Here is a 22338-nt window from a genome sequence, read left to right on the forward strand (position 1 = left end):
GACCAAATCGTACAAAACTCTTGAAAGAGAGAGAGTTTCCGGTTTTGATAGAGGTGCAAAACTTCGAATCAAAATTTAAAAACAGAGGAAACTCTCACGTTACATACTACTGATAAAATTATTAAACATAAAGTCGGATTGCTTAATTTAGCGGAGGAATTAGGAAACGTATCGAAAGCTTGCCAGGTCATGGGGCTATCTCGAGATACCTTTTACAGCTATAAATCAGCGGTTGAAAAAGGTGGAATGGAAGCCTTATTTGAAAAGAGCCGTCGTCAACCTAATTTAAAAAATAGAGTCGATGATAAAACGGAAGGAGCCGTCGTGAACTATGCTGTCGCCTATCCAGCCCACGGTCAACACAGGGCAAGTAATGAGTTACGCAAGGAAGGTATCTTTGTATCCGGCAGTGGTGTACGGAGTATCTGGGTTCGTCATTCATTAGAGAATTTTAAAGAACGTCTGAAGGCGCTAGAAACCAAGGTGGCTGAAGAAGGCATCTTACTAACAGAAGCACAGATTGTCGCACTTGGAAGGAAAAAACACGATGATGAAGTGTGCGGTGAGATTGAGACCGCCCACCCTGGCTACCTCCGATGAGACAGGAAAGCATTGTGAAAGCAATGCGAAGTCGAAGAGCCCGCGATAGGCGTGCGTTGACGGGCGAAGCAGGAAACGCATCACGCCGTAAAGTCATTTGTGGGAGGCACGGGCATGAACTCCGAAGTAGTGAGTGCGTGCCGGACGCAGGACGTATCGCGGCCTAATTTCAGTCGCGTCATGCGAACGAATTTCGGGGACACGATGGCCGAAATTCTTCGGGAGCATAGCGACTCACTTGGTAAAAGAGGTCAGAGTTGTATTTTCTGCAAGTGCTTTATTCAGTGCGATAATACCATGATGATCCGCAGGGGTATCACATATAAATGGACAAAGTGTAAGCGAATCTAAGGTGGAATTTCTCTCGAGCGCTTTAGCAAGTTTTTCAAAGTTGTTATACGAGGGGCATATGCGATACAAAGTGATTGATGTTTGTTCTAGATGATTATGGCGTATTTTTTCTAATACGGTAGCAAACTTTTCTTCATAAGCGCAATCAATGGTAGCACAGGCAACAAGTGAGTCGCTATGCTCCCGAAGAATTTCGGCCATGGTGTCCCCGAAATTCGTTCGCATGACGCGACTGAAATTAGGCCGCGATACGTCCTGCGTCCGGCACGCACTCACTCCTTCGGAGTTCATGCCCGTGCCTCCCACAAATGACTTTACGGCGTGATGCGTTTCCTGCTTCGCCCGTCAACGCACGCCTATCGCGGGCTCTTCGACTTCGCATTGCTTTCACAATGCTTTCCTGTCTCATCGATAGAGGCATTTTTTTATCCTGTTGAATATTTATTTTAATTATGTAAACCAACTGTAGTTTTGATTATTATAAACTATTTTTTTAAGAAATTGTTTTAGCTGAATTATCAGGACGCTGAATAAGTGGCAGGGTTAAAGACAATCAATTTCACCTTCAGAAATCGTTTCGCCTTTGCCGGTTAATAACACGGATGCGCCATTGCCTTGCCAATTTACTTGTAGTTGACCACCGGGCAAATGTACGTCTACTTTCTTTTTAAGTCGATTTAGCAAACGACCCGCAATCACAGCAGCGCACGCGCCGCTGCCGCAGGCCTGTGTTTCGCCTACACCACGTTCATAAACCCGTAAATCAATGCGTTTTGGATTTATTATTTTCATAAATTCCACATTAATCCCTTGTGGAAAGTAGGGGCGCGGCGATTGGTTAAGATAATCACCGAGTTCTGCGACGGGTGCCGTTTCTAAGCCGTCAACTTGAATGACACAATGCGGGTTTCCCAAAGAGAGGATGCAACAATCAAAACGTCCAAAAGGTGTTTCAAGTGCATGAATAGGACCTCTGGAGAAACTGGTGAAGGGAATTTTTTCAGGTGTGAAAATAGGTGTACCCAGATTGGCGGTAACTTGATGATCATTGCCTAATTGTAATTCTATAAAACTGGTTCGGGTGGCAAGCCGGATAGGGTTTTCTTTTGATAAGTTTTCACTCGCTAGAAATTGTGCCACACAAAGTGCACCATTGCCGCATTGTCCGACTTCGCTGCCATTGGCATTAAAAATACGATAATAAAAGTGCGCTTCTTTATGGCGAGATTTTTCTATTAATAATAATTGATCAAATCCCATATCGCTACGTGTCGCCCATTCCCGTATTAATTTCGTATTCGGCGTAAAGCTTTGATTAACACCATCGATAACAATAAAATGATTGTTAAGTAAATGCATTTTTTTAAATCTAATTTTCATGGCGTTAATTTAATAGGGTTAAAAAATTTTCGTCATTGCGAGCGTCGAAGACGCGCGGCAATCTAGTTAAGTATTCTCCTGGATTGCTTCGTGCCTACGGCACTCGCAATGACGGATGGTTATCCTCGTTAGCCCACAGTTGTTCTATCGTTTCACGTGAACGAATTAAGCTGATTTTATCCTTATCAACCAGAACTTCGGCGCTTTTAGGTCTAGAATTATAATTGGAACTCATAGAAAAACCATATGCACCCGCATCAAGAATCGCTAAATAATCCCCGGCTTTAATGCGCAGTAATTTATCGTTACCTAAAAAATCACTGCTTTCACAGATGGGGCCTACTACATCATAAATAGTTTCATTTAACTCAGGGTGTAAGTCTACTTCTTTAATTGTTTGTTGTGCTTGATAAAGCGCAGGACGTAGCAGATCATTCATGCCGGCATCCACAATCGCAAAGTGTTTATCCGCATTACGCTTGAGATATTCAACGCGTGTGACCAGAATACCCGCTTTAGCCACCAACGCGCGCCCTGGTTCTATCACCAAACGCAGATGACACTTTTTTTGTTTTAATGTTTCTAAGACCGCTTTGCAATAATCTTGTGGTGTGGGAATGATTTGCTGGTTATAGGAAACACCGAGGCCACCACCGATGTTAATGCTTTGTAAGTTAATTTGTTGTTCTTTTAACTGTTCAACAATGACCAAAAGACGCGTAATAGCCTGTAAAAAAGGTTGTAGTGTGTTTAATTGCGAGCCTAAATGACAAGCAATGCCCTGAATTTTTAAATGCTTTGATTGTGCGGCTAATCGGTAGAGGGCGAGTGCATCGTGTTCGCTGATGCCAAATTTATTGTCTTTGATACCCGTTGTAATATAGGGGTGCGTATTGGCATTAATATCGGGATTAATGCGTAACGCGATAGGTGCGGTACGATTTAATGTTTTTGCTAAGGTCTCGATGCGTTGTAATTCCTCATGCGATTCTACATTAAAGCAGCCAATATCTGCTTCCAAGGCCTGGTTAATTTCGTCAATGCTTTTACCGACACCGGAAAAAACACTTTTTTTAGCTTCACCGCCGGCTTTGATAACACGTGCCAGCTCGCCACCCGAAACAATGTCAAAACCAGCCCCTTGTTTTGCTAAGAGGGACAAAATACTCAGATTAGCATTGGCTTTAACCGCATAGCAGATTTGATGCGGATAATCGCTCAGCGCTTCAGAAAAAGCCCGCCATTGTTTGATTAATTCAGCTGCGGAATAAATATAACAAGGTGTGCCGTATTGTTGTACAATCTGCGCGATTGGAATGTCTTCTAGCTGTAAATGCTGGTTGATATAGCGTAAGGACATCGTTAAAGCACAGTTTTAGAAGGATGATGCGGTACATAAACCGGTGGTTTTTGGTCAGGCAAATACAGCGGGCCCATTTGACCGCAAGCGGTCAAAGAAAGAACAAGTAAAAAAGTGACAAGCTTTAAACTATTTTTTTGCATAGCAAATTTCCATGGCGTTGGATATGGGAAACTGTGAAATTCCTAGTATATACTCATAATAAAGTGAGAGACTTTTATTTTAAGAGGTTTAAGAAGATGGAAAATACTAACTCATTATCCTATGAAGAAGTCAATCCGCTATCAAAGCCCTCAGCTAGTATTATTTGCTTGCATGGGCTGGGCGCGGATGGACATGATTCTGCCGCCATGGCTAAAGCGGTTGCAATTGGAACCGGCGTTCGTTTCGTGTTTCCGCATGCACCCGTGCGGCCTATTACCTTGAATGGGGGGACGCCGATGCGGGCCTGGTATGATATCCATGGCTTAACCTTTGACTCAACTGAAGATGAGGAAGGAATTCGAGCGGCGGCTAAAAGCCTTTTTGAGCTGGTAGAACAAGAAATTCAACGGGGTATTCCCGCTAAGCGTATTGTGTTGGCTGGGTTTTCTCAGGGCGGGGCGATGGCTTTATATACAGCATTACGTTATCCCCGTGCCTTAGCAGGCGTGCTAGCGTTGTCGACCTATTTACCGTTGCATCGCTTTTTAGCCGAAGAAGGCAGCCCTGAAAATAAAACAACACCTATCTTTATGGCGCATGGCGATGCGGATGAGGTTGTTCTGCCGGCTTTAGGTGAGTTTTCCTATAACTGTTTGAAAGAGTTAGCTTATCCGGTGCAGTTTAATCGTTATTCTGCTATGGGTCATAGTATCTCTCCCGAAGAGCTGAGGGATATTGCACAGTGGTTGCAAAAGCATTTACAAAAATAAGTTAAAAAACGTTATACTCCGCCTCTTGCTGAGTGGTCTATACACTTTAATAACAGGCGGCACTTTTGATGCAACGAATTCGTAATTTTTCTATCATCGCTCATATCGACCATGGAAAATCCACTTTATCAGATCGCTTAATACAGGTCTGCGGTGGTTTAAGTGAGCGGGAAATGTCTGCGCAGGTCTTAGATTCTATGGATTTAGAACGGGAACGCGGCATTACTATCAAAGCACAAAGTGTGACCCTGAGCTATCAGGCCAAAGGTGGTCAAAGCTACCAATTAAACTTTATTGACACCCCCGGCCACGTTGATTTCTCTTATGAAGTATCGCGCTCGCTGGCGGCCTGTGAAGGGGCATTGCTGGTCGTAGACGCGGCACAAGGTGTTGAAGCACAAACGGTTGCGGTGTGTTATACCGCGCTTGAGCAGGGGCTAGAAGTGCTGCCTGTGTTGAATAAAATCGATTTACCCCAGGCTGATCCCGATCGTGTGATACACGAAATTGAAGATATCATTGGTATTCCGGCATCCGATGCGGTCAGGGTGAGCGCAAAAACAGGATGGGGTATCGAGGAATTATTAGAGCGCTTAATTCAGGTCATACCTCCACCTGAAGGTGATACGACGGCGCCTTTGCAGGCATTGATTATTGATTCTTGGTTTGATGCGTACTTAGGCGTTGTATCGCTAGTGCGTATTAAAAATGGTTGTTTGAAGGTCGGTGAAAAGATTCAAGTGATGTCTACCGGACGTTCCTATATTGCTGATAAATTGGGCATTTTTACACCCAAACATCAGGAACAAACGCAACTCAGTGCGGGTGAAGTGGGCTTTATTATTGCCGGTGTAAAAGATATTCATGGCGCGCCAGTCGGGGATACCCTCACGCATACCGCGAAACCAGCTACAAACGCATTACCTGGCTTTAAACGCGTTCATCCGCAAGTATTTGCTGGTTTATTTCCCGTGAATGCAGAAGATTTTAGTGAGTTTCGCGAGGCATTGGAAAAGCTAAGTTTAAATGATTCTTCGCTCTTTTATGAGCCAGAAACCTCGGAAGCATTAGGTTTTGGGTTCCGCTGTGGCTTTCTTGGCCTACTGCACATGGAGATTGTACAAGAACGTCTAGAGCGCGAATATGATCTGGATTTAATTACCACGGCACCTACCGTTGTTTATGAGGTGATTGATACGCGCGGTGAAACCTTACGCATTGATAATCCAACTGATTTGCCGGCGGCTAATCTGATTCAAATCATGCGTGAGCCGATTGTGCTAGCTAATATATTAGTACCACAAACCTATCTAGGCGCCGTGATAACACTCTGTAATGAACGACGAGGTACGCAAACTAAATTACATTATACGGGCAATCAAGTGTCGGTCTCTTATGAACTACCGATGAGTGAGGTCGTGCTCGACTTTTTTGACCGTTTAAAATCATTAAGCCGCGGTTATGCCTCCCTGGATTATCACTTCATTCGCTTCGAAGAAGCGGATTTAGTGAAGCTGGACATTCTAATTAATGGTGATAAAGTCGATGCACTAGCGCTCGTGGTACATCGAAGCCAAGTTCAATATCGTGGGCGTCAATTAGTCGAGCGGCTCCGAGAACTTATTCCGCGGCAGATGTTTGATGTGGCAATACAGGCGGCGATTGGTGGCCATATTATTGCGAGAGAGTCTGTTAAAGCATTGCGTAAAAATGTTTTAGCCAAGTGTTATGGCGGCGATATATCACGTAAGAAAAAATTATTAGAAAAGCAAAAAGCCGGTAAAAAACGTATGAAGAAAGTAGGCCGGGTGGATATTCCGCAACAGGCTTTTTTGGCGGTTTTACAACGCGATAAAAAATAACCAACAACCCAATTGAGTTTTACTATGAATTTTGAGCTTTTGTTAACTGTATTGGTCATAATAAGCGGCGTGATTGCTTTACTGGATGTATTAATTTGGGCGCCAAAACGAAAAAGAAAACTTATTGCTCATCCTTCCAAGATCATTGAATACTCACGGTCTTTTTTCCCTGTTTTACTGTTGGTATTACTATTGCGTTCTTTTTTAGCGGAACCTTTTCGTATCCCTTCAGGTTCAGAAAAACCTGATTTACTCATTGGTGACTTTATTGTTTCTAACAAGTTTGCATATGGCATACGTTTACCGGTATTGCGTCATAAAGTGATTGCAGTGGGTGAACCGAAGCGTGGCGATGTGGTGGTATTTTTATGGCCGCGTGATACATCGATCTACTATATTAAGCGTGTTATCGGTTTGCCGGGCGATATCATTAGCTATAAAAATAAAATTTTGACTATCAATGGTTACCCCGCATCGCAAACCTTATTAGGTAAGAATACCGATCACGATAACAAAGGTGAAGCAAGATGGCCGGTACTACTCACTGAAGAAAACTTATTAGGTATAAAACATCCTATTTATATTCGCCCGGATCAACCAGCGGATGATTTCTCCGTAAAAGTACCTGCGGGCAATTACTTTATGATGGGCGATAATCGAGACAATAGTTACGATAGTCGTTATTGGGGATTTGTGCCTGAAAAAGATTTAGTGGGTAAAGCGATGTGGATATTTTTTAGTTGGGACAGCGAACATAATCAGGTGCGTTGGCATAGAATAGGTTCGCGTATTAGTGCTTAAATGTTTCTATATATAATTACTCTCAGCCATTGGATTTTTGGCAAGGCAGTAAAAAATTCAATGGGAAGAGTACAGAAGAGGTCATGGTGAGATCAGAAGTAGCCACGCTATGTAAACACTTAGGATATCAGTTTAAAAATCCTGAATTATTGGAAGACGCATTAAGTCACCGTAGTTTTCGCGGTAATAAAAATAATGAGCGTCTAGAGTATTTAGGTGATGCGGCGCTTAATTTTGTCATTGCGGCGGCTTTATTTAGACAAAATATTCGTGCACGTGAAGGTGAATTAAGTCGTTTACGTGCGAACCTTGTCCGTGGCGAAACCTTAACTGATTTAGCTAAAGAATTTGAATTAGGAAAATATTTACGTTTGGGTGCGGGTGAATTAAAAACCGGTGGCGCGCAACGTAAATCCATTTTAGCGGATGGTATGGAAGCCGTCGTGGGTGCTATTTATCTGGATGGTGGATTTGCAGCGTGTGAAACCTGTATTCTTCGTTGGTATGAAACACGCTTAGAAAATGTAGAAACATTACCTGATTTAAAAGATCCTAAAACCCGTTTACAAGAATATCTACAGGCGCGTAAGCTGCCTTTGCCTGTTTATACCGTCTTAATGTTAGAAGGGCCTGCGCACCAACAAATATTTAAAGTTGAGTGCCAAGTCAATGGATTGCCGAATAAGGCGATAGGAATAGATAGCAGTCGTCGACGTGCAGAACAAAAAGCCGCAGAAAAAATTTTAGCGGAATTAGAATCCGCTTCTGAATCTTAAAAAAATCATGAAAAATATTCAAATATATTCAAATATATTCACAGCAATGGGATTTTTGGCAAGGCGCCGCGAGAATGAAGCAAGCGGAGTGTATATATGATACATGAGAAGGATGAATTGAGCGGGAACGCTGCCGAAAACTCAAGTGCGAACAGTGCCACGACGCGTTGCGGTACTATTGCCATTATTGGGCGACCCAATGTAGGTAAATCCACATTACTGAATAAAATTTTAGGTGAAAAACTTAGCATCACTTCCTCAAAACCTCAGACCACTCGCCATCAAATTTTAGGGGTGAAAACACAGCAAAATACACAATGGATCTACCTGGATACGCCTGGGTTGCATCAACAAACCGAACATCGTTTAAGTCGAACCATGGTTCGCGAAGCAATTAATGCCTTAGTAAAAGTAGATGTGATTGGGTTTGTGATGGAAGCGGGTCGCTGGACTTCTGAAGACGAAGCTATTTTGCAACGCTTGAAACAACAAGAACATCCGGTTATTTTGATTGTTAATAAAGTCGACAAGATCAAAGATAAAGCCCGGTTATTGCCTTTTTTAAAGTCTTGTTATGAAAAAATGTCATTTTTAGCAGTTATTCCACTGTCTGCGCAAAAGGGCGATAACATAGAAGCGTTGGAAAAAATTATCGCTGAGCAATTGCCTTTGGCTGAATTTGTTTATCCGGCGGATCAATATACGGATCGTAATCAACGTTTTTTAGCCGCTGAATTTATTCGTGAAAAATTGATGCGTTCTTTATATAAAGAACTTCCTTATTGGCTTACGGTTGCTATTGAAGAATTTAACGAAGAAAAGAAATTAATCAAAATCAGTGCGGTTATTCTGACTGAACGTCCAGGACAAAAAGCGATTATTATCGGAAAAAAAGGTGAGTTATTAAAAAAAGTCGGTACTGAAGCGCGTTTAGATATGGAACAATGTTTTGGTAAAAAAGTATATTTGAATTTGTGGGTTAAAGTAAAAGCCGGTTGGGCAGAAGAAAATAATGATTAAACAAAGATTTGGCGCTTAAAAACAATTACTTCGCTATAATGTTTTTTAATGAATATTTTTTAAATGTAATTTACAATCAAAGGGAGTGAAATATAATTTTAAAGGAGTAAAAACTATGCCACGTTCTCACAATCCTCAAGATAATGAAGCCGTATCCCAAACGGTTAGTTTGCCAACATCATACCTGCATTATCTTAGCCACAAGCGTATTAACCTTAATAGCGATTTGGAGAATAATATTACTCTTACGAATACGCTTCGTCTATTTCCAGGTATAAAAATTGAAGCTCAAAATCAAGTGAGTCGCTATGCTCCCGAAGAATTTCGGCCATGGTGTCCCCGAAATTCGTTCGCATGACGCGACTGAAATTAGGCCGCGATACGTCCTGCGTCCGGCACGCACTCACTCCTTCGGAGTTCATGCCCGTGCCTCCCACAAATGACTTTACGGCGTGATGCGTTTCCTGCTTCGCCCGTCAACGCACGCCTATCGCGGGCTCTTCGACTTCGCATTGCTTTCACAATGCTTTCCTGTCTCATCGCTTGAGTAAATTTATGCAAGTTTTTTTCTGCTAGAAATTAACTCAAGTCGATCATTTTTTTATTAAAATAATAAGGAGATTACTATGTCTACAAATGATAATGCACTCACTGGAGATGAACGAGAAGCAATCGCCACGATATATACTTATTTAAGAACAGTCAGAATATCTAAACCGCAAATTGATGCGATTCTTGGAAAGTTTCCGCCGATAGAGATTATATAGAGAAGTTGTTATCTCAAAAGGAATTGAAAAATTTTGATTATCTTTTACAGTTTGTTCCCATTTCTGTTTGGATAGATACTGAAAAACTCCATACTATTTTTAATAAATTACTGCAATGTAATGATCGACTTATAAATCATAGTATAGAAAATAATACGACGAAAAATATAAAAAGGATAGCGTATCAAGATCTGGAAGAGACTGTTGTCCATAATCTTTTAGATCGTTGTATAAATGCAGCTACGCCAGAAGAGGCGGTAAAATTTTTGGCTAGTCAACCGAGGCAGGTAGCTGTGGAGCTATCGGAGGAGGAAATACAGCATGTGAAGCAGGCGCGGGTAGAGAAAGAAATGAAATCTAATTTGAGTCGTGTTGCACGATCGATAGGTTCTTCGCTAGGACATTCGATTGGTCCTGAGTCCTCTTCCCAAAAAGAAATAGGCCCACAGTCAGCGGAAGTGAATTTTTCTCAAAGCTATTTGAAGAATGATACGTTATTATTGGGGACCTATGGAATTTCTATGTTGTTAAAATCTTTGGGACTCAAGAATAGATCGCTAGCGAATGCTCAACCGGCCTTGAATGGATCGGCGATTGATTTCAAGGCAAAGAAAATAAATCATGCTGCTGAACAGTTGCGCGCAGCAGAAAAACAGTATGAGGGGATTAATAATAGCTCCTTTCAGTTATCTTCTAGAAATTGATTTATTGATGATCCGAGTGCTTCAAATGACCCTATTTAAGCTATTTAGGGTCATTTAATCTTTATTGGATAATCGAATTAAAGCTTCTTGCAGTTGTTTCATTCTAACCGTCAACGCCGTATTTTTTAATAGTTGCGCACTATGATCGGATAACATGGGTACTAAGCGGTTACGCGGGGAGGCGGTTGGGGAATGTGGTTGAATATACCATTCAATGTGTTTTAAGCTATGCAGCGCCGTATGTTTGACTAACTTTCTAGTCAGATCAGGAATAAGATAACGTAAACGTGTTGCCCAAGCGGCATTATCCACTTCTATGACTAAGCAACCCTCGCGGAAGTTAGCAATGCGACTATGTTGCGCTAAATCAGCCCAATTTTTTTGCCATATTTCATTCAGTTGATTAAGCTGTGCCACTTTTTTTTGTATAAAGCCCAAGATACTTTGCGGATCCTGCTGATTTAGAATCGTATCGAGTGTTTTTTCAGGAATGCGTTTCATCGTTAATCTATTTTCATGGGTAAAATAACCAGCTGTGCACCGAGTAGATGCAAGCGACGCTGTAAGGTAACCGCGGTTTCATTATGTAGAAAACGGGTGATCCAATTATCCTTTGAAAAAATTAATTTACTGGCGAAAAAGATCGAATTGGGAAATTCTTTCATGATTTTTTTAGATAATAGAGTTAATTTTTCCGTTGGATCCGTGCCAAAAGCAACCAGACCTTTAGCCGCTAAACCTTGCTGCTGACAATAACTGACAAAATAATCGAGCATCTTGTCGGATGATTCTTGCATAGCGGTTAATTCTTTTTTAGCACTGAAACTTTCCACATCGACAATGCCTACATTGAGAAAAATAAAATTTTTAAAATGGTGTGGGAATGAACGTAGTATCCATAATAAATTATGCAAGCCAATACCACGATGTTTTCCAACCATAATGACCGCCGTGGCTTCTGAAGGTTGTAAAGGGGTGACCACGTTGAGTGTTTCAAGGGGTGTACTGGTCATCAGCAAATCAATTTCATGCAGTTTTTTATTGACGTGGGTGTAATGTTTTTTTATCAGTAAGCACATGCCAATAACCAGGCTAGTAATGACCACTGTCACCCAACCGCCAAAGGTGAATTTAGAAATAAGCGTGACAATTAAAATGCTGACCGTGACAAAAAAAGCAAAGGCAGAAAAGAATAAACGTCCCAACCAACGAGGAGACGCTGCACTGCGCTGTGTTAACCAATAGACACATAGTCCTAATAGAGACAGTGAAAAGGTTAGAAACACATTCATACTATAAAGGATGACCAACCACGAAACACGTCCATCGCTTAACCAGAGAATGAGTAAGGCGGCAAGACCAAATACAATAACACCGTTTTGTGTGACTAATCGGCTGGAAAGATGACGAAAACGATTAGGCAGCCAGCTATCAACCGACATATTTGCTAATACACTCGGCCCGGCTAAAAATCCGGTATTAGCACCGACTAATAAAAGCCCCGCTTCTAATAATAAGGTGATCATCAGCAGGGTGTGACCCAGGCTGGAATCGCCTAATATTTTATGAAAAACAACCGCATTTAAAGTTTGACCGTAAACAGGCTGAGCATGCCACAGCAGATACAATAGGATAATACCACCGGCGGTGAAGCTTAAGGAAAGCGCCATATAGAACATGGTCCACTTTCCGGTTCGAACACGGGGTTCTGCCAGTCGATTGACATTATTTGAAACCGCTTCAATCCCGGTATAAGTTCCGCTTCCTAATGAATACGCGCGTAATAATAAAGCGATGACAAATAGCCAGCCGGCTTGATGAGATAAATTTAGGGTGCTGTTAACCGTATCAGCAACGACCGTAGGCAAACCACTTTTATGCGAAACAACGCCATAAATAATTAAAAAGAAATGTGTAACAACAAAGCCTAAAAAAATTGGCATCAAGACTTTAATGGACTCTTTCATGCCACGTAGATTCAGCGTAATCAGTAAAAAAATAATGCCCGCTTCAGTTAATAATTTGTAATCTAATAATGTAGAAGGAAGCAAACTAAACAAAGCATCGGTGCCACTGGCAACAGAGATGGTGATGGTCAATACGTAGTCAACGATAAGCGCCGCACCTGAAACCAACCCCGCATGTGGGCCTAATAATTGCGTCGCTACTTTATAACCACCACCACCACTAGGAAATAGGGCAATGACTTGATTGTAGGCCAAGGCAATAATAAAGACCGTTAGGATGGTTGCAATCGCAATATAAAGCGCTAAAGAGCCATAATGAGGGCCTAAAGCGATAAACGCTTCTTCAGGACCGTAACAAGAAGAAGAAAGACCGTCCGCACCTAAACCTACCCAGGCCAAAAAAGCGACGAGTGCAATATGACGTTGCGCATCTGGATTTAAGGGGTTACGAGGTTTCCCAAGTAAAAAACGAGTCAATCGTTGGAAAAGTGTCATTCTGTGAAGACAATAAGAGATTGAGACTACTATAGCGCTTTCGCTTTTCTTTTTGAAGCTTAAGCTGATTTTATGCCATAAATACGCTATACAACATCTAGGACTTTTTATGACACTTAGGTAGGATATGACCTGAAAATTCACTAGTACGCATTCTACTCACAGCCATTGGATTTTTCGTGAAGGTGCGCAACCGAAATGTATACAGCATACATGCCGATTGCGCATTGAGTGGGAACACCGCCGAAAATTCAAGCGCGAAGAGTATATTTTGACCTAAGGGGACATGAATGAATCAACCATCAGATAAGAGTGACGACATTCCCTGTTTAGCTTCGCATTGTTTAGATCCCTTACACACATTGGAGAAACAGTTATTAAGTTCTCAATCGGCGATAGAAGCTTGGTTGCGCGATCAATGGCGTAAAACGCCACCACCGTTTTATTCTTCGGTCGATCTGCGTAATGCAGGATTTAAATTAGCACCGGTCGATACGAATCTATTTCCGGCGGGATTTAATAACTTAAAAGAAGAGTTTATTTCTTTAGCGGTTCAGGCGGCTCAGGAAACTTTGGATCGTTTAATGCCAGGATGTTTACGACTTTTAATTATCCCTGAAAATCACACTAGAAATCAGTATTATTTTGAAAATCTGCTTGCCTTGCATGACATATTGATTCAAGCAGGTTTTGAAGTACGGATTGGTTCTTTATTAGAAGATATTGGAGAGTCAAAGGAAGTTTCATTAGCTTCAGGTCGATCCATTTTACTTGAGAAAATAAAAAGAGTGGGTGATCAAATCAGTGTAAATGATTTTTTACCTTGTTTACTGCTATTAAATAATGATTTAGCCAATAGTATACCTGAAATTCTAAAGGGCGTTAAGCAAAAAACGCTGCCTGCCAGTGAATTAGGTTGGCATAGACGTTTAAAATCTCAACACTTTAAAGAGTATGGGCAAGTATGCAACGAATTATCGCAATTAATTCAGTTAGATCCTTGGTTAATTAGTTCCTTTTTTACGCGTTGTGAAGGTGTAGATTTTATGAAACGCGAAGGTGAAGACTGTATGGTGGAACAAAGCCAACAGCTATTAGATAAAATTCAAAAAAAATACGATGAATATCATATTAAAGAAAAACCTTATGTCGTCATTAAAGCGGATTCAGGAACGTATGGGATGGGTGTTTTATCTATTCATGATCCCGTTGAAATTCAAAACTTAAATAGAAAAAAACGCAGTGATATGATGGTCGCAAAAGGCAATCGCCCTATCGAAAAAGTGATTATACAAGAAGGGGTTTATACCTTTGAGACCTGGAATAATGCGGTGGCTGAACCCGTCGTTTATATGCTAGGACAATATGTTATCGGTGGATTTTATCGTGTGCATACCGGTCGAGGCGTCAGTGATAATCTGAATTCGCCGGGCATGCAATTTGAACCACTGCCTTTTGTGAAAGCCTGTAATATTCCCGAAGTAACGACCAGCCAAAAAGGCAAATGCGCGAATCGTTTTTATACCTATGGCGTGATAGCGCGTTTGGCTGCATTAGCGGCGGCACGTGAACAAGCGGCTGTGTTGAAGGCGGGGAATTAGAAGTATGAAAAAATACGCATTAGGTGTGATTATGGATCCTATTTCACACATCAATCCTAAAAAAGACACGACGTTTGCGATGTTATTAGAAGCACAGCAGCGAGAGTGGCCTATTTTTTATATGGAGCAAAGCGATCTTTTTCTTCAGCAAGATAAAGTCTGTGCCAGAATGCGCTCTTTAACGGTAAAAGATAATGCTAAAAATTATTTTGAATTTGGCAAAGAAACCATACAGGGTTTAGATCAACTGGCTGTGATCCTGATGCGAAAAGATCCACCGGTGGATATGCAATATATCTATACCACGCAACTGTTAGATAAAGCCGGACAACAGGGTGTGTTAGTGGTGAATAAGCCACAAAGTTTGCGTGATTTTAATGAGAAATTATTTACTAGCCATTTTCCGCAATGCTGTACGCCTAGTTTAGTGACGCATCATATCGCGGCGGTTAAACAATTTTTAGCAGCGCATGAAGATATTATTGTTAAACCATTGGATGGTATGGGTGGTTTTTCTATTTTTCGATTACGCCAAGATGATCCGAATATTAATGTGACTTTAGAAATTTTAACGGCAAATAATCAGCGTTATATGCTTGCACAGCGTTATATTCCAGAAATTACTCAGGGCGATAAACGTATTTTGATGATCAATGGTGAACCGGTTCCTTATGCGTTAGCACGCATTGCTGCACAGGGTGAAACGCGTGCTAATTTAGCGGTCGGTGGCAAGGGTATAGGGGTTGAATTAAGCGAGCGTGATCGTTGGATTTGCCAGCAAGTAGGACCTACGTTAAAAGAAAAAGGCTTGTATTTTGTGGGTTTAGATGTGATAGGTGATTATTTAACAGAAATTAATATCACTAGTCCTACCGGTATTCGTGAGTTAGATGAGCAGTTTAAGTTAAATATAGCGGGTTTATTCATGGATAGTATTAGTCATCAATTCACATAAAGCTCATTAGACTTTCACAACATACCCAGCTGTAATTTTGCAGCCTCAGACATATTGTCCGATGTCCAGGGTGGATCCCAAACTAGCTCAACAACCGCTTCACTTACGCCGGGTACATGATTAACTACATTTTCTACATTGCCGGGGAAAGTTTGTGCTACCGGACAACCTGGCGTGGTTAGGGTCATTTCAATTTTTACGGATCCTTGAGTATCGATCACGACATTATAAATTAAACCTAAATCGTAGATATTCACTGGAATTTCTGGGTCATAGATACCCTGAAGTGCTGCAATAATATCCAGCTTTAACTGTGCAATGTTTTCTTCTGATAGGGGATACTTCGCTAAGTTCATGATGTTTAATTTTCAGTAGAAACGGATGTTTTTTGTTGTTGCAATCCGGCCTGTAAGGTATGCCAAGCTAAGGTGGCACACTTGACACGCGCCGGGTAGGCTTTAACACCGGAAAAAACGCTTAATTTATTAAAAGAGGGCATCGCGTGAGTAGGTTCTTTTTCATGGGTTAATAATTCATGAAAGTTTTGAAAAAATACTTGCGCTTCTTGTTCAGTTTTCCCTTTTAGCGTTTCTGACATTAATGACGCTGATGCCATGCAAATAGCACAACCTGAACCAGTAAAACTAATGTCTTTAATCGTATTATTTTCAACGTTTAAATAAATCGTTAAACGATCACCGCACAGCTGATTAAATCCTTCTGCTTGCCGATTCGCATTGGCTAATACGTGACAATTACGCGGATGACGTCCATGGTCTAGGATCATTTCTTGGTAAAGTTCTCTTAACTCAGACATGCTTAGAATCCGACGTCGTGTTGGGTACGTTAAAAATGCTTTGTGCGATTTTTAAGCCTTGTATTAATTTATCAATTTCTTCTTTGGTATTATAAAAAGCTAAGGACGCACGCACGGTAGAGTCGACGTTAAAGCGCTGTAATAAAGGCATGGTGCAATGTTGTCCGGCTCTCACTGCAACACCGACTTCTGAGTTTAAAATGTCACTGAGATCATGCCCATGGATACGCTGACCTTGATTGTCGTGCGCCACAAAATTTAAAATAGCGGTTTTTTCTTGTGCCGTACCAATCAAGCGTATACCGGGCAGGCGCTGTAATTGTTCAGTGGCATACGTGAGTAACTCTTTTTCGTAGTTTTGTATGTCTGAAAAATCGAATTGATTCAGATAATCAATCGCGGTACCTAAACCGATGACGCCAGCAATATGCGGTGTTCCGGCTTCAAATTTATAAGGGGGTTCCCGATAATTGCTTTTTTCTAAACTGACTTCGGTGATCATACTACCGCCACCTTGATAGGGGGGCATCGCTTCTAATAAATGTCGTTTTCCATACAGCACACCAATACCCGTAGGCGCAAACATTTTGTGTCCTGAGAAGCAATAAAAATCACAATCTAAGGCTTGTACATCTACTTTTTGGTGTGCAATAGCTTGCGCGCCGTCAATTAATACCGGCGTGTTATTCGCATGGGCCAAATCAATAATTTTCTTGATAGGATTGATAGTGCCTAAGGTATTTGAAATGTGACAAAGCGCAACTAACTTTGTTTTGTTGCTGAGTAGCTTTTCATATTCTTCTAAAATTAACTCACCCGCATCATTAACAGGAATAACTTTAAGCTGAGCGCCAGTTTCTTTACACAGTAACTGCCAGGGTACGATATTTGCATGATGTTCCATATGGGTGATGATAATTTCATCGCCGGCTTTTATTTGTTGACGACCATAGGTTTGTGCCACCAAGTTAATTGCTTCGGTGGTACCACGTACAAAGATAATTTCAGAAAAATATTTAGCGTTAATAAACTGTTGAATTTTTTCGCGACTTTTTTCAAACACATCGGTGGCTTGTTCGCTTAGATGGTGAATACCGCGATGTACATTACTGTATTCTTGGCGGTAAAAATCGCGCAGTCGTTCTATAACGCAATGCGGTTTTTGCATACTGGCGGCACTATCCAGATAAACCAGTGGCTTGCCCTGAATTTTTTCTTGAAAAATAGGGAAATCTTGTCTTATTTTTTTTACATCAAACGGTTTCATATTGGCTCGCGAATAAAGATTTTATTGAAGGCGATAATGAAGCGTGTGACATTAATAAAGGCATTTGCTGAATAATATCTTGGATAAAGGCTTTAATTAAAAGCTGACGGGCTTCGCTGACATTTAAACCGCGTGCACGTAGATAAAAAAGCGCATTTTCATCTAACTGGCCTATGCTGGCACCGTGTGTGCATTGAATATCATCTACAAATATCTCTAATTGAGGTTTAGTATTCACTTCAGCATCGCGTGAAAGCAGTAAGTTTTTGTTAAGTTGCTCGGCTTTGCTTTTGATGGCCTGTGGTCGAACAATTACTTTTCCATTAAATGCCGCACTTGCCTTATCACCCACAATGCCTTTATAAAATTCTTTGCTGCTTGTATAAGGGCTAATATGATCGATGACGGTGTGATGTGCGATGTGCTGTTTTCCTTGCGCATCGTACAAGCCTTTTAAGTGACATTGCGCTTGCGCTTGGCAAAGCTTAACCTGCGTATCGCTGCGTACTAAACCGCCTTTTAATGCAATGGAATAAGAGAAAAATTGACTGTTTGCTTGTTGTGTCACACACAGGTTGCCCATATGCGTGCTTTTTTCGCTTTCTTCTATGAGTTTGTAATGTTCAATATGGCTTTGTGCGGATAAAAAGCATTCGGTGACGGTGTTGGAAAAATAAGTACTGGTTTTTTCTTTTAACGAGATATATTTTTCGATAATGACCGCGCGGCTGTTTTCTTCAGCAATAATTAGATTGCGGATGGGAATAAATTGTTGTTCACCGCTGTTAATAAATAGTAGTTCAATGGGGGAGGCTAGTACTGTGTTAGCGGGTAAATAAAGGTAAGCGCCATCCTGAATAAAGGCGGTATTTAAATGAATAAAGCAGTTTGTTTGTTCAGTCGATGTTCGGCAGTAATTAAATAAGTGTTCAGGATTATTTTTAATCTGTGTCGCTAAATCGCTGATGATCAGTTGATCGGGTAGCGTGCTTATTGTTGATAAAGATGGTGAAAAATGTCCGTTAAGAAACACTAAGCGATATGGGCTATCTGAAGTTTCAAGCGCGGCTGATAATGCTTCGCTATTATTTGGATTAATTGAAAACGGCGTTTGTAAAAAGGACGTGAGTGGCGTGTATTTCCAATCGGCGTGTTTTCGCGTAGGAAAACCTAAGCTTGAAACGTGTGTCAGCGCTGTTTTGCGCAGCGATGCGAGTGATTCATGCTTATAGCCCGGCAGTTCTTTTTCTACACGTTGGTATTCGTTGAGATAATGTGCAACGGCAGAAGCGCTAGGATTGAGTGCGGTTGTTAACATTGTTTTTAAGCCACCGATTCTTCTTGTAGGATCGTGGCATAACCGTCTTTTTCTAAGGTTTGCGCTAACGTAAAATCACCCGAGCGAATGATTTTTCCTCCCGCAAGAATATGCACGTAATCAGGTTTAATATAGTCTAATAAGCGTTGATAATGGGTAATCAATATCATGGATCTTTCCGGTGAACGCAGACGATTAACACCATTAGACACTATTTTTAAGGCGTCGATATCAAGGCCTGAATCGGTTTCATCTAGAACCGCTAACTTAGGTTCTAACAGCGCCATTTGCAGAATTTCATTACGCTTTTTTTCACCGCCAGAAAAACCTTCGTTGACGGATCGATAAAGAAAGTCTTGATCCATTTCCACCCGTTTTAATTTTTCTTTTACCAGCGCTAAAAAATCAATCGCATCGAGTTCTGTTTCACCACGTGCTTTGCGAATCGCATTTAAAGAGGCTTTGAGTAAATAAACGTTGCTTACACCCGGAATTTCTACCGGATATTGAAACGCTAAAAATAAACCCGCTTGGGCGCGTTGTTCAGGTGATAATTCCAACAGATCCTGAGCTAAATAACGTATGCTACCTTGGCTGAGTGTGTAACTTCCGCGTCCAGCCAATACGTTGGCTAAGGTACTTTTACCGGAACCATTAGGTCCCATGATCGCATGCACTTCGCCTGGTTTTATATCCAGATTAATACCACGTAAAATGGTTTTATTATCGATTTCTGCGTGACAATTTTGAATTTTTAACATATTTTTTTTAAAAGTTGAATTTACTTATTAGCTTGTCTGTATTGTGTACTCATAGCAATGGGACGTTTGGCAAGGCGCCGCGAAAACGAAGCAACCGGAGTGTATATAACATACATGAGGATTGCGAGTTGAGCGGCAACGCAGCCAAATGTTCAAGTGCGAAGAGTACATTAACCAATGCTACCTTCAAGGCTTACGCCTAATAGTTTTTGTGCTTCTACTGCAAACTCCATCGGCAGCTCTTTAAAGACCGCTTTACAGAAACCATTGACGATAAGTGATAAGGCATCTTCCGTGGCTATACCACGCTGCTGACAATAAAAGAGCTGATCGTCACTAATTTTTGAGGCGGATGCTTCATGTTCTACTTGTGCAGTTTGATTTTTGGTTTCGATCGAAGGAAAGGTATGTGCCGTACAACGATCGCCAATTAATAAGGAGTCGCATTGGGTATAATTACGGCTGTTTTCGGCGCTGGGCGCAATCCTAACCAGGCCGCGGTAGGTATTTTGTCCGTGACCTGCGCTAATACCTTTAGATAAAATGGTACTTTTGGTGTTTTTACCAATATGGATCATTTTGGTTCCAGTATCTGCTTGCTGTTTATGGTTGGCGACAGCAACCGAATAAAATTCACCGGTGGAATGATCACCTTGTAAAATAACACTGGGATATTTCCAAGTAATCGCAGAGCCCGTTTCAACTTGTGTCCAAGAAATTTTTGAGTTAACACCGCGACAATGGCCGCGTTTGGTCACGAAATTATAGATACCACCTTTTCCTTCTTTGTCACCGGGATACCAGTTTTGCACGGTGGAGTATTTAATGGTTGCATTATCGAGTGCTACTAATTCTACTACGGCGGCATGCAATTGATTTTCATCGCGTTGTGGTGCAGTACAACCTTCTAAATAACTGACGGTACTGCCTTCGTCGGCAATGATCAGTGTTCTTTCAAATTGGCCGGTGTTTGCTGCATTAATCCGAAAATAAGTGGACAGTTCCATTGGGCAACGTACGCCTTTGGGAATGTAGCAAAACGAACCATCGGTAAATACCGCTGAATTTAAACAAGCAAAAAAGTTATCCTGCGGCGGAACCACAGTACCCAAGTATTTTTTGACCAGTTCGGGATATTCTTTTACCGCTTCTGAAAAGGAACAGAATAAAATACCCATGCCACGCAGTTTTTCTTTAAAGGTGGTGGCCACAGAAATGCTGTCAAAGACGGCATCGACAGCGACACCGGCTAATAATTCTTGTTCTTTTAACGGAATACCTAATTTGTTATAAGTGCGCAGTAGTTCGGGGTCAACCTCGTCTAAGCTTTTTAGCTGTTTTTTTACTTTAGGCGCCGAATAATAGCTGATCGCTTGATAATCAATGGCCGGATAATGCATATAATCCGCCCAATGGGGCTCAGATAAGGTGAGCCAATGACGGTAGGCTTTTAAACGCCATTCCAATAGAAATTCAGGTTCATTTTTTTTGCTCGAAATAGTGCGTATCACCGATTCGCTGAGCCCGCAGGGTATGGTATCGGACTCAATATCACTGACAAATCCATGCTGATAGTCTTGTTGAAGTAATTTATCTAAAGCGGCATCGGTCATGAGGCATTCTCTAGTAGGGCTAAAGGTTGTTTTAATAGCGATTTTAATGGCAGAGGCTCTATCAGATCGGCTACGCTGATCTGAAATAAGGTACCCTGAATAAAGGCGCTGATATTACGCCAATTATCGCGAATCATACACTGTTTCTCTACGTCGCACGGCCGGTTTGAATGGCTGCATGCCGTTAAAGCAATTTGACCTTCTAAGGCCTGGATAATTTTGCCGAGCGGGATATCTTGCGGGGGGAGCGCGAGCTGATAGCCGCCCTGAATGCCACGGTGCGCCAGCAATAGCTGGTGGCTAGCCAAACGTTTTAATAGTTTGCTCGTGGTTGCTAAGGAAACACCGGTTTTTTCGGCGATATTTCTTGCATTACGGGCTTGCCCCGGGTGCTTGGCCAAATAGGCCATCGTCACCATGGCGTAATCCGTTAGTTTGCTGAGTCGTAACATAGAAAAAGAACACAATTACCCCATTGCTGTAAGCATTAAGGGGGGGCTTAAATTTTTAATTAGGACCATTTTAGTCCTAATTAGCAACGAAGGCAAGACTTACTTGCCAAGGAGAGAGGCCTATCGCTCAAGTGAGTCGCTATGCTCCCGAAGAATTTCGGCCATCGTGTCCCCGAAATTCGTTCGCATGACGCGACTGAAATTAGGCCGCGATACGTCCTGCGTCCGGCACGCACTCACTCCTTCGGAGTTCATGCCCGTGCCTCCCACAAATGACTTTACGGCGTGATGCGTTTCCTGCTTCGCCCGTCAACGCACGCCTATCGCGGGCTCTTCGACTTCGCATTGCTTTCACAATGCTTTCCTGTCTCATCGATGGCTAAACAAGCGCTCTTTCGGTGTAGTCTCTTTATTTGCGTCTTGCTAAGGTTCTCGCTTTCCCTTTTAAAGTATTTATTTTTATGTTGTTTTTTTGAGCATAGATGCACAGAATTTTTGCATGCAAATCAGCATTAATAATTCCTTAAGTTATATTTGGTTCAATGTGAATTATTTGT

At 41.6% G+C, this 22338-nt stretch carries 27 protein-coding genes and 1 pseudogene; 12 read left to right on the forward strand and 16 right to left on the reverse strand.

Translation table 11 applies throughout. The annotated features are described in order from the left end of the window. Positions 1-117 precede the first annotated feature (117 nt). Both KX723_RS04255 and KX723_RS04260 read left to right on the forward strand, forming a co-directional pair. Positions 118-594: pseudogene (locus KX723_RS04255) on the forward strand (helix-turn-helix domain-containing protein); the annotation flags it as partial. Between the two features lie 2 nt (positions 595-596). After that, the gene (locus tag KX723_RS04260; protein ID WP_218813315.1) at positions 597-767 is read left to right on the forward strand and encodes a hypothetical protein; all 171 of its coding nucleotides are present in this window, start codon (positions 597-599) and stop codon (positions 765-767) included. A 67-nt stretch (positions 768-834) separates the two neighbouring features. Here KX723_RS04260 and KX723_RS04265 read toward each other — a convergent pair whose 3' ends face one another. The 5 genes from KX723_RS04265 to lptM all read right to left on the reverse strand — a co-directional run bounded on the left by KX723_RS04265 (position 835) and on the right by lptM (position 3834). Beyond that, positions 835-1152 carry a hypothetical protein gene (locus KX723_RS04265; RefSeq protein ID WP_218814822.1) on the reverse strand — a complete coding sequence of 106 codons (318 nt, stop codon included), beginning with the start codon at positions 1150-1152 and terminating at the stop codon, positions 835-837. A gap of 37 nt (positions 1153-1189) precedes the next feature. Further along, the gene (locus KX723_RS04270) at positions 1190-1360 is read right to left on the reverse strand and encodes a hypothetical protein (RefSeq protein WP_218813323.1); all 171 of its coding nucleotides are present in this window, start codon (positions 1358-1360) and stop codon (positions 1190-1192) included. A 134-nt stretch (positions 1361-1494) separates the two neighbouring features. Further along, positions 1495-2331: a diaminopimelate epimerase gene (gene dapF / locus KX723_RS04275; protein ID WP_281421181.1), complete on the reverse strand. Its 837-nt coding sequence runs from the start codon at positions 2329-2331 to the stop codon at positions 1495-1497. Between the two features lie 94 nt (positions 2332-2425). Continuing rightward, positions 2426-3691, reverse strand: a complete 1266-nt coding sequence (gene lysA / locus KX723_RS04280; protein WP_218814824.1) for a diaminopimelate decarboxylase — start codon at positions 3689-3691, stop codon at positions 2426-2428. A 2-nt stretch (positions 3692-3693) separates the two neighbouring features. Beyond that, positions 3694-3834 carry an LPS translocon maturation chaperone LptM gene (lptM, locus tag KX723_RS04285; protein ID WP_218814825.1) on the reverse strand — a complete coding sequence of 47 codons (141 nt, stop codon included), beginning with the start codon at positions 3832-3834 and terminating at the stop codon, positions 3694-3696. A gap of 96 nt (positions 3835-3930) precedes the next feature. On the opposite strand from lptM, the gene KX723_RS04290 reads away from it, so the two are divergent. The 6 genes from KX723_RS04290 (at position 3931) to KX723_RS04315 (ending at position 9422) form a co-directional block, all read left to right on the forward strand. Then, positions 3931-4605, forward strand: coding sequence for an alpha/beta hydrolase-fold protein (locus KX723_RS04290; protein ID WP_218814826.1), 675 nt, complete (start codon positions 3931-3933; stop codon positions 4603-4605). 68 nt (positions 4606-4673) lie between these two features. Continuing rightward, positions 4674-6467, forward strand: a complete 1794-nt coding sequence (lepA, locus tag KX723_RS04295; RefSeq protein WP_218814958.1) for a translation elongation factor 4 — start codon at positions 4674-4676, stop codon at positions 6465-6467. Between the two features lie 24 nt (positions 6468-6491). Further along, the gene (lepB, locus tag KX723_RS04300; RefSeq protein ID WP_218814827.1) at positions 6492-7268 is read left to right on the forward strand and encodes a signal peptidase I; all 777 of its coding nucleotides are present in this window, start codon (positions 6492-6494) and stop codon (positions 7266-7268) included. Positions 7269-7351: 83 nt separating this feature from the next. Then, entirely contained in the window at positions 7352-8044 is a 693-nt protein-coding gene (gene rnc / locus KX723_RS04305; RefSeq protein ID WP_246562551.1) for a ribonuclease III, read from the forward strand. A gap of 96 nt (positions 8045-8140) precedes the next feature. Then, positions 8141-9064 (forward strand): GTPase Era, encoded by a 924-nt coding sequence (gene era, locus KX723_RS04310; RefSeq protein WP_218814828.1) that lies wholly within the window; start codon positions 8141-8143, stop codon positions 9062-9064. Positions 9065-9179: 115 nt separating this feature from the next. Then, positions 9180-9422 carry a hypothetical protein gene (locus KX723_RS04315; RefSeq protein ID WP_218814829.1) on the forward strand — a complete coding sequence of 81 codons (243 nt, stop codon included), beginning with the start codon at positions 9180-9182 and terminating at the stop codon, positions 9420-9422. Positions 9423-9433: 11 nt separating this feature from the next. Here the strand turns inward: KX723_RS04315 and KX723_RS04320 are convergent, their stop codons facing one another. After that, positions 9434-9604, reverse strand: a complete 171-nt coding sequence (locus KX723_RS04320) for a hypothetical protein (protein ID WP_218813323.1) — start codon at positions 9602-9604, stop codon at positions 9434-9436. 86 nt (positions 9605-9690) lie between these two features. Here KX723_RS04320 and KX723_RS04325 point away from each other — a divergent pair, with 86 nt between their 5' ends. Both KX723_RS04325 and KX723_RS04330 read left to right on the forward strand, forming a co-directional pair. Continuing rightward, entirely contained in the window at positions 9691-9831 is a 141-nt protein-coding gene (locus KX723_RS04325) for a hypothetical protein (protein WP_218814830.1), read from the forward strand. Positions 9832-9854: 23 nt separating this feature from the next. After that, positions 9855-10535: a hypothetical protein gene (locus KX723_RS04330; protein WP_218814831.1), complete on the forward strand. Its 681-nt coding sequence runs from the start codon at positions 9855-9857 to the stop codon at positions 10533-10535. A gap of 54 nt (positions 10536-10589) precedes the next feature. On the opposite strand, the gene KX723_RS04335 is transcribed toward KX723_RS04330, so the two are convergent. Together KX723_RS04335 and KX723_RS04340 are read right to left on the reverse strand one after the other, a co-directional pair. Beyond that, positions 10590-11036 carry a DUF721 domain-containing protein gene (locus KX723_RS04335; protein WP_218814832.1) on the reverse strand — a complete coding sequence of 149 codons (447 nt, stop codon included), beginning with the start codon at positions 11034-11036 and terminating at the stop codon, positions 10590-10592. Between the two features lie 2 nt (positions 11037-11038). Then, on the reverse strand, positions 11039-12997 hold the full coding sequence (locus tag KX723_RS04340) for an APC family permease (RefSeq protein ID WP_218814833.1): 1959 nt from the start codon (positions 12995-12997) through the stop codon (positions 11039-11041). A gap of 290 nt (positions 12998-13287) precedes the next feature. Between KX723_RS04340 and gshA the strand changes: the two genes are divergently transcribed. After that, positions 13288-14598, forward strand: a complete 1311-nt coding sequence (gene gshA / locus KX723_RS04345; protein ID WP_218814834.1) for a glutamate--cysteine ligase — start codon at positions 13288-13290, stop codon at positions 14596-14598. 4 nt (positions 14599-14602) lie between these two features. Beyond that, entirely contained in the window at positions 14603-15553 is a 951-nt protein-coding gene (gshB, locus tag KX723_RS04350; protein ID WP_218814835.1) for a glutathione synthase, read from the forward strand. Positions 15554-15567: 14 nt separating this feature from the next. Here the strand turns inward: gshB and KX723_RS04355 are convergent, their stop codons facing one another. The 8 genes from KX723_RS04355 to KX723_RS04390 form a co-directional block, all read right to left on the reverse strand. Further along, positions 15568-15909: an SUF system Fe-S cluster assembly protein gene (locus KX723_RS04355; protein WP_218814836.1), complete on the reverse strand. Its 342-nt coding sequence runs from the start codon at positions 15907-15909 to the stop codon at positions 15568-15570. 5 nt (positions 15910-15914) lie between these two features. Further along, positions 15915-16370: a Fe-S cluster assembly sulfur transfer protein SufU gene (gene sufU, locus KX723_RS04360; RefSeq protein ID WP_218814837.1), complete on the reverse strand. Its 456-nt coding sequence runs from the start codon at positions 16368-16370 to the stop codon at positions 15915-15917. Beyond that, positions 16363-17637: a cysteine desulfurase gene (locus KX723_RS04365; protein ID WP_218814838.1), complete on the reverse strand. Its 1275-nt coding sequence runs from the start codon at positions 17635-17637 to the stop codon at positions 16363-16365. The genes sufU and KX723_RS04365 overlap by 8 nt, the downstream gene beginning before the upstream one ends. Continuing rightward, positions 17624-18955, reverse strand: coding sequence for a Fe-S cluster assembly protein SufD (sufD, locus tag KX723_RS04370; RefSeq protein WP_218814839.1), 1332 nt, complete (start codon positions 18953-18955; stop codon positions 17624-17626). Before sufD ends, KX723_RS04365 begins: the two co-directional genes overlap by 14 nt. Before the next feature lie 5 nt (positions 18956-18960). Continuing rightward, positions 18961-19716 (reverse strand): Fe-S cluster assembly ATPase SufC, encoded by a 756-nt coding sequence (gene sufC / locus KX723_RS04375; RefSeq protein WP_218814840.1) that lies wholly within the window; start codon positions 19714-19716, stop codon positions 18961-18963. Between the two features lie 170 nt (positions 19717-19886). Next, complete coding sequence (gene sufB, locus KX723_RS04380; protein WP_218814841.1) at positions 19887-21329, reverse strand: Fe-S cluster assembly protein SufB; 1443 nt, start codon at positions 21327-21329, stop codon at positions 19887-19889. After that, entirely contained in the window at positions 21326-21781 is a 456-nt protein-coding gene (locus KX723_RS04385) for an SUF system Fe-S cluster assembly regulator (protein WP_218814842.1), read from the reverse strand. The genes sufB and KX723_RS04385 overlap by 4 nt, the downstream gene beginning before the upstream one ends. 202 nt (positions 21782-21983) lie before the next feature. Next, positions 21984-22154, reverse strand: coding sequence for a hypothetical protein (locus KX723_RS04390; protein WP_218813323.1), 171 nt, complete (start codon positions 22152-22154; stop codon positions 21984-21986). Positions 22155-22338 lie beyond the last annotated feature (184 nt).

Origin of the sequence: Rickettsiella endosymbiont of Dermanyssus gallinae, assembly GCF_019285595.1 — a bacterium.
Lineage (GTDB): Bacteria > Pseudomonadota > Gammaproteobacteria > Diplorickettsiales > Diplorickettsiaceae > Rickettsiella_B.

Coding starts and splice junctions, on each gene's coding strand:
- KX723_RS04260 (WP_218813315.1), top strand. CDS start 597: ATGAGACAGGAAAGCATTGTGAAAGCAATGCGAAGTCGAAGAGCCCGC.
- KX723_RS04265 (WP_218814822.1), bottom strand. CDS start 1,152: ATGGCCGAAATTCTTCGGGAGCATAGCGACTCACTTGTTGCCTGTGCT.
- KX723_RS04270 (WP_218813323.1), bottom strand. CDS start 1,360: ATGAGACAGGAAAGCATTGTGAAAGCAATGCGAAGTCGAAGAGCCCGC.
- dapF (WP_281421181.1), bottom strand. CDS start 2,331: ATGAAAATTAGATTTAAAAAAATGCATTTACTTAACAATCATTTTATT.
- lysA (WP_218814824.1), bottom strand. CDS start 3,691: ATGTCCTTACGCTATATCAACCAGCATTTACAGCTAGAAGACATTCCA.
- lptM (WP_218814825.1), bottom strand. CDS start 3,834: ATGCAAAAAAATAGTTTAAAGCTTGTCACTTTTTTACTTGTTCTTTCT.
- KX723_RS04290 (WP_218814826.1), top strand. CDS start 3,931: ATGGAAAATACTAACTCATTATCCTATGAAGAAGTCAATCCGCTATCA.
- lepA (WP_218814958.1), top strand. CDS start 4,674: ATGCAACGAATTCGTAATTTTTCTATCATCGCTCATATCGACCATGGA.
- lepB (WP_218814827.1), top strand. CDS start 6,492: ATGAATTTTGAGCTTTTGTTAACTGTATTGGTCATAATAAGCGGCGTG.
- rnc (WP_246562551.1), top strand. CDS start 7,352: ATGGTGAGATCAGAAGTAGCCACGCTATGTAAACACTTAGGATATCAG.
- era (WP_218814828.1), top strand. CDS start 8,141: ATGATACATGAGAAGGATGAATTGAGCGGGAACGCTGCCGAAAACTCA.
- KX723_RS04315 (WP_218814829.1), top strand. CDS start 9,180: ATGCCACGTTCTCACAATCCTCAAGATAATGAAGCCGTATCCCAAACG.
- KX723_RS04320 (WP_218813323.1), bottom strand. CDS start 9,604: ATGAGACAGGAAAGCATTGTGAAAGCAATGCGAAGTCGAAGAGCCCGC.
- KX723_RS04325 (WP_218814830.1), top strand. CDS start 9,691: ATGTCTACAAATGATAATGCACTCACTGGAGATGAACGAGAAGCAATC.
- KX723_RS04335 (WP_218814832.1), bottom strand. CDS start 11,036: ATGAAACGCATTCCTGAAAAAACACTCGATACGATTCTAAATCAGCAG.
- KX723_RS04340 (WP_218814833.1), bottom strand. CDS start 12,997: ATGACACTTTTCCAACGATTGACTCGTTTTTTACTTGGGAAACCTCGT.
- gshA (WP_218814834.1), top strand. CDS start 13,288: ATGAATCAACCATCAGATAAGAGTGACGACATTCCCTGTTTAGCTTCG.
- gshB (WP_218814835.1), top strand. CDS start 14,603: ATGAAAAAATACGCATTAGGTGTGATTATGGATCCTATTTCACACATC.
- KX723_RS04355 (WP_218814836.1), bottom strand. CDS start 15,909: ATGAACTTAGCGAAGTATCCCCTATCAGAAGAAAACATTGCACAGTTA.
- sufU (WP_218814837.1), bottom strand. CDS start 16,370: ATGTCTGAGTTAAGAGAACTTTACCAAGAAATGATCCTAGACCATGGA.
- KX723_RS04365 (WP_218814838.1), bottom strand. CDS start 17,637: ATGAAACCGTTTGATGTAAAAAAAATAAGACAAGATTTCCCTATTTTT.
- sufD (WP_218814839.1), bottom strand. CDS start 18,955: ATGTTAACAACCGCACTCAATCCTAGCGCTTCTGCCGTTGCACATTAT.
- sufC (WP_218814840.1), bottom strand. CDS start 19,716: ATGTTAAAAATTCAAAATTGTCACGCAGAAATCGATAATAAAACCATT.
- sufB (WP_218814841.1), bottom strand. CDS start 21,329: ATGACCGATGCCGCTTTAGATAAATTACTTCAACAAGACTATCAGCAT.
- KX723_RS04385 (WP_218814842.1), bottom strand. CDS start 21,781: ATGTTACGACTCAGCAAACTAACGGATTACGCCATGGTGACGATGGCC.
- KX723_RS04390 (WP_218813323.1), bottom strand. CDS start 22,154: ATGAGACAGGAAAGCATTGTGAAAGCAATGCGAAGTCGAAGAGCCCGC.